General features: G+C 61.4%; 6 protein-coding genes. 2 read left to right on the forward strand and 4 right to left on the reverse strand.

Going from position 1 to position 5308, the window contains the following annotated elements; all coding sequences use genetic code 11:
• The 4 genes from EN964_RS23300 to lptC all read right to left on the reverse strand — a co-directional run.
• Nucleotides 1-1190: RNA polymerase sigma-54 factor (locus EN964_RS23300; protein WP_164775950.1), on the reverse strand; the 1190-nt coding region annotated here is incomplete at its 3' end.
• Nucleotides 1191-1512: 322 nt separating this feature from the next.
• Entirely contained in the window at nucleotides 1513-2331 is an 819-nt protein-coding gene (gene lptB, locus EN964_RS23305; RefSeq protein WP_013529586.1) for an LPS export ABC transporter ATP-binding protein, read from the reverse strand.
• A complete protein-coding gene (locus tag EN964_RS23310; protein WP_127269994.1) occupies nucleotides 2331-2912 on the reverse strand; it encodes an LptA/OstA family protein in 582 nt (193 codons plus the stop codon). The genes lptB and EN964_RS23310 overlap by 1 nt, the downstream gene beginning before the upstream one ends.
• The gene (gene lptC, locus EN964_RS23315; protein ID WP_127269996.1) at nucleotides 2899-3612 is read right to left on the reverse strand and encodes an LPS export ABC transporter periplasmic protein LptC; all 714 of its coding nucleotides are present in this window, start codon (nucleotides 3610-3612) and stop codon (nucleotides 2899-2901) included. The genes EN964_RS23310 and lptC overlap by 14 nt, the downstream gene beginning before the upstream one ends.
• A 401-nt stretch (nucleotides 3613-4013) precedes the next feature.
• Here lptC and sppA point away from each other — a divergent pair, with 401 nt between their 5' ends.
• Nucleotides 4014-4970 (forward strand): signal peptide peptidase SppA, encoded by a 957-nt coding sequence (gene sppA, locus EN964_RS23320; protein WP_127269998.1) that lies wholly within the window; start codon nucleotides 4014-4016, stop codon nucleotides 4968-4970.
• 82 nt (nucleotides 4971-5052) lie between these two features.
• A partial coding sequence (locus EN964_RS23325; protein WP_127276767.1) for an integration host factor subunit beta occupies nucleotides 5053-5308 on the forward strand: 256 nt, incomplete at its 3' end.

The raw sequence follows: 5308 nt of genomic DNA on the forward strand, positions 1-5308 counted from the left end.
CCGATGGCGTCGGCCGCCGTGCGCAGATTGAGCGGCTTCAGCTGCCGCACGCCATGGACGAGGAAGGCATCCTGCTGGCGAACGATTTCCGAGGCGACCTTGAGGATGGTCTTTGCCCGCTGGTCGAGGCTGCGCGTCAGCCAGTTTGCATTCTGCAGGCATTCGGCCAGAAAATCCTTTTCCGCCTGGTTCTTGGCCTGCGGTGAGACCTGGGCGAAATAGATATGGTCGACCAAGACCCGCGGCAGCGTTTCGGCATTGAGTTCGACCGTCCAGCTGCCGTCATTGGCCGCGCGCACCTCGACATCGGCGACGATCGCGTCGCTGGCGCCGCCCGAAAACGCCATGCCCGGCCGGGGATCGAGCGCCCGGATCTCCGCCAGCATGTCGAGCAGATCCTCCTCGTCGACACCGCATATCCGTTTCAATGCATGAAAATCACGTCGTGCCAGGAGTTCGAGATTGGCGACCAGCGCCTTCATCGCCGGATCGAGCCGGTTGCGCACCGCAAGTTGCAGCGACAGGCATTCGGCCAGGTCGCGGGCAAACAGGCCGGCCGGCTCGAAGGTCTGACACACCGCCAGCACCTTCGCCACGGCAGCGGCATCCGCACCGAGACGAGCGGCGATCTCGGCCAGGTCGGCACGCAGATAGCCGGTCTCGTCAAGGCCGTCGGCGAGTTCGGCGGCGATCAGCCGTGCAGCCGGGTCAGTGAAGGCTAGCGCCACCTGTTCACCGACATGGTCGCGCAGCGTGATCGCAGCAGTCGCCATATCGCCGGCGTCAAACCACTCGGATGAGGAACCCGCGCCATTGCTCGAAGCCGATTTCCATTGTGCCGTCAGGTCGGGACCGAGCCGCTCGCTGGTCCCCGGGTCGTCGGGGAACAGGTTTTCCAGCGACGTGTCGAGCTTGTCCGAGATCGCCTCGGCGCTCCACTGCGTCTCGTTTTCGAACCAGTCGCCTTCGGCGGTGGCTTGCGGCTCCGCCTCGATCTTCTGCGCCTGGTCGCTGGCGGCATCGTCCTGCGGCTCGGCGCGCTCCAGCAGCGGATTGCGCTCGATTTCCTCGTCGATGAAATGCTCAAGCTCGACATGGGTGAACTGCAGCAGCCGAATCGACTGCATCAGCTGCGGCGTCATCACCAGCGACTGCGATTGTCGTAGCTGTAGTTTGGCCGCCAACGCCATGGTTCGGTTTCAAACGCCTCGTCTACGCATCCCGACTTCCGGGCAAGAATTTTGCAGCCGGCCATAAAACTGGCCCGGCTTTTGCTTGTCAAGGCAATTGGTAGCAAAACCCGCTTACCGGAGCGTTATCCCGGAGCAAAATCGAGAAAAAGCGCCGCTCGAACCGGAAAAATCGTGTCAGGAAACAAATTTCACGCTCAGAGCAATTCCAGGAAAAGTGAGAGACCGCTTTCCCGGGAAAAGCGCATAGCGCTTTCCCTTGGGATTGCGTCAAGACGAAAAGACGGAGCGGATTGGCGTTTTCCGTGAAACGACGAACCGTTCAGAGCGTAAAACCCTCGCCGAGGTAAAGTCGCCGCACATCGGGGTTTGCCACCACCTCGTCGGCCCTTCCATGGGTCAGCACCTGGCCGGCATGGATGATGTAGGCGCGGTCGATGAGGCCGAGCGTTTCGCGCACATTGTGATCGGTGATGAGGACGCCGATGCCGCGCGCCGTCAGGTGGCGCACCAGTTGCTGGATATCGGCGACGGCGATCGGATCGATGCCTGCGAAAGGCTCGTCGAGCAGCATGTAAGCCGGACGCGTCGCCAGCGCTCGCGCGATTTCCAGGCGTCGCCGCTCGCCGCCCGAAAGCGACATGGATGGCGCCTTGCGCAGATGGCTGATGTGGAATTCCTCGAGCAGTTCGTCGAGATTGCGCTCGCGCACCTTGCGGTCCTTTTCGACCACTTCCAGCACCGCGCGGATATTCTGCTCGACATTGAGACCGCGGAAGATCGACGCTTCCTGCGGCAGATAGCCGATGCCGAGGCGTGCGCGACGGTACATCGGCATCGACGTGACGTCGAAGCCGTCGATCTCGATCGTGCCTTCATCCACCGGCACGAGGCCGGTAACCATGTAAAAACAGGTCGTCTTGCCGGCGCCGTTGGGGCCGAGCAGCCCAACGGCCTCGCCGGCGCGCACGCCGATGGTGACGCCGCTGACGACCTTGCGGCCCTTGTAGCTCTTGGTCAGCCCCTTGGCGATCAGGGTTCCCTTGAACTTTCCCGCATCGACGGTCACCGTGGCCGGCGCCGAAAGCTTGCCGGCGGCCCGTCCCGGAAGACGCGCCGTCAGCGACGACAGGCTGGCCATCAGGGGTTCGTCGCTCCCGATTTCGGCGGCGGCGTGATCGACATCTGGACGCGTTGCCCAGCGCATGGATCCACCTGAGCCAGCCCGCTTTTCATCTGCACGGTAAGCTTGCAGCCCACCAGAATGTTGTCGTTTTGCGACAGAACAACCTTTTTGCCCGAAAGCACCAGCACCTGGCTCTTCATATCGAAGCTGCCTTGATCGCCTGTCGCGACCTGCGCATCCGACTTGATGTAAACCTTGTCGGAGATCTCCAGGTGATCGATGTTGGCCGAGCCCGTCATCGCCGCACCCGCGGCCTCGGTGCCCTTGGCAGCGGCGTTGGGGTCCTTGACGTAGTAGACCGTCATCTTGCCGGCCTTCATCAATGTCGGCCCCTGGACGACACTGACATTGCCCGTGAAGATGGCGACACTGTCGGCCTGGCGGACTTCCAGCTTGTCGCTCTCGATCTGGATCGGCTTGTCGCCGGACAGTTTGAGGCCTGATTGACTGGTCGTCTGCGCCGATGACGGCCCGAGTCCGAGCAGCAGCAACGCTGAAGTTGCAGCCGCGAGCCGCGTCGAACTACTGAGCCGCATTGGTTTCTCCGCTGTTTCCCTGTGCCGCCTTCAAGGCGGTGGAATCGATGTTGACGCGCACCTTGTTCTCGAAAACCAGAACCTTGCCATTGTCCTGGACCGACATCGTATCCGCCGTGATCCGCGACCCGCCACGGCTGACATCGACGGGATCTCCCGTCTTCATAGTGCCTTTGCCCATGTCGAGGAAGACCGATTTGAACTTGGCCTGCATGCCGTCGGTCGTGGTGATCGTCACGTCGCTGGTCAAATTCATCGTATTGCCGTCGCGATCGTAGGTGCCGTGCGAGGCCTTGACCGCCGCCACATTGTCGGGCGCGATCGGCACCTTGGCGTCGATGCCTTCCAGCTCGATGATACCTTGCGTGCTGACATCCTGAATGGCACGCAGCGCCGTCATCGAATAAGGCTGCTTCTGCTTGGTGAAACCGTTGAGCTTGGGATTGGCCATCACCAGCTTGCCGTTGGAAAAGGCAGTGCCTTCCGCCTGAACCTTCACGGCGACGGGTGCGGCGAGATAGGAATAGACCGGGAAAGCGACCGCTATCAGTGCCGCGGCCACCGGCACGGCAAATTTGAGAACGCGCACGCGGCGCGAATGACGCTGTGCACGGTCGAAAGCGTCGCCGCGCGTCCGGCCGTCCGCCGGGGGAGCCAACACCGCCTCGGCGTTGGTCGGTTCAATCGGTCGCGCTAACATTCACTGCTTTCTTTAACCCTGCCCACCCTTGAGCACCGCCTATAGGTGGGACGCCGGCGCTTTCAAGCAAGCACAAGCCCACGAAAACTGCAAAAATGTGACAGCCGCCTTTGTACAGACGAAAACGAGGTCCGCACAACTGCGTGTTCTCCATAGCAGAAACAGACACGCGGCGTAAAATTTATCCGTCGTCGGTCTCGTCGCCGACCTGGGGCGATTGCACAAACATGTGAGCAGGCCAATACTTGTAGAGCGCCTAGCCGAGGCCGGCCGACTGTCGACGGGGATGGCTACCTCACGTCCAGGTGCTGACTTGTCTCGCCATACGCAAAAGAGAACTGCTTCCAGATGGGCGGATCATGGTCTAAAAGCGTCTCCTCCCGCCGACTGAAAGGCTGACCATGGCACTGAGAGCCGACGACCTGATCGACCGCCGCCGTTTGCGGCGCAAGCTGACATTCTGGCGCGTCGTCGCCATAGGCATCGTAGCCCTTGGGGTGATTGCGCTTTCAACCTGGTTCTATGGCGACGATTTCGGCGGCTCGACGGTCGACCATATTGCCAAGGTCAAGATCGAAGGCACGATCACCGAGGACGAGGAACTGATCAAGCGGCTGGAAACCATCCGTCTTTCATCGAAGGTGAAGGGCGTGATCCTGTCGATCGATTCGCCTGGCGGCACCACCGTCGGTGGTGAGTCGATCTATGAAGAAGTGCGCAAGCTGGCCGCCGACAAGCCGGTGGTGGCGGAAGTCGGCACGCTCGCCGCATCGGCGGGCTATATGATCGCCAGTGCCGCCGATCACATCGTTGCCCGCAAGACCTCGATCGTCGGCTCGATCGGCGTGCTGATCCAGTATCCCGACGTCAGCGGCCTGATGGACAAACTCGGCGTCAAGCTGGAGGAGGTGAAATCCTCGCCGCTGAAAGCCGCACCCTCTCCCTTCAAGCCGACCAATGACGACGAGCGTGCCATGGTTCGCAAACTCATCCTCGACAGTTATAACTGGTTCGTCGACATCGTCGCCGAACGCCGCAAGATGACCCGCGAACAAGCGCTGGCGCTTGCCGACGGCTCGATATTCACCGGGCGTCAGGGCGTAGCCAACGGGCTGATCGACGCCGTCGGCGGCGAGGCGGTAGCGGTCGACTGGCTGGCGACCAAGGGCGTCGATGCCAAGCTCAAGGTCGTCGAGTGGAAGGATACCGAACAGCGCGGCGGCTTCCTGTTCTCGAAAGCGATGGCGCAAACCATCGGCAGTGCGCTCGGCCTGCCCGCCTACAGTGGCGACGTCATCCATGAACTCGGAGCCGACCGCTTGTTTCTTGACGGTCTCGTTTCCGTCTGGCACCCTTGAGACGCCGTTTGGGGCAAGTGAAAAAAGCAAATAAAATCATCCTCATAATTTTGACCGCACTGCTTTCACGGGGACCCGTCTCATGATCAAGTCCGAACTTGTGCAGATTATTGCCACGCGCAATCCGCATCTTTTCCTGCGCGACGTCGAAAACATCGTCGGCGCCATCTTCGATGAAATCACCGACGCCCTTGCCGAAGGCAACCGGGTCGAGTTGCGAGGCTTCGGCGCTTTTTCGGTGAAGAACCGTCCCGCCCGCACCGGCCGCAATCCGCGCACCGGCGAATCCGTCGAGGTCGAGGAGAAGTGGGTGCCGTTCTTCAAGACCGGCAAGGAAC

It is taken from the genome of Mesorhizobium sp. M7A.F.Ca.CA.001.10.2.1 (genome assembly GCF_003998575.1).
Lineage (GTDB): Bacteria > Pseudomonadota > Alphaproteobacteria > Rhizobiales > Rhizobiaceae > Mesorhizobium.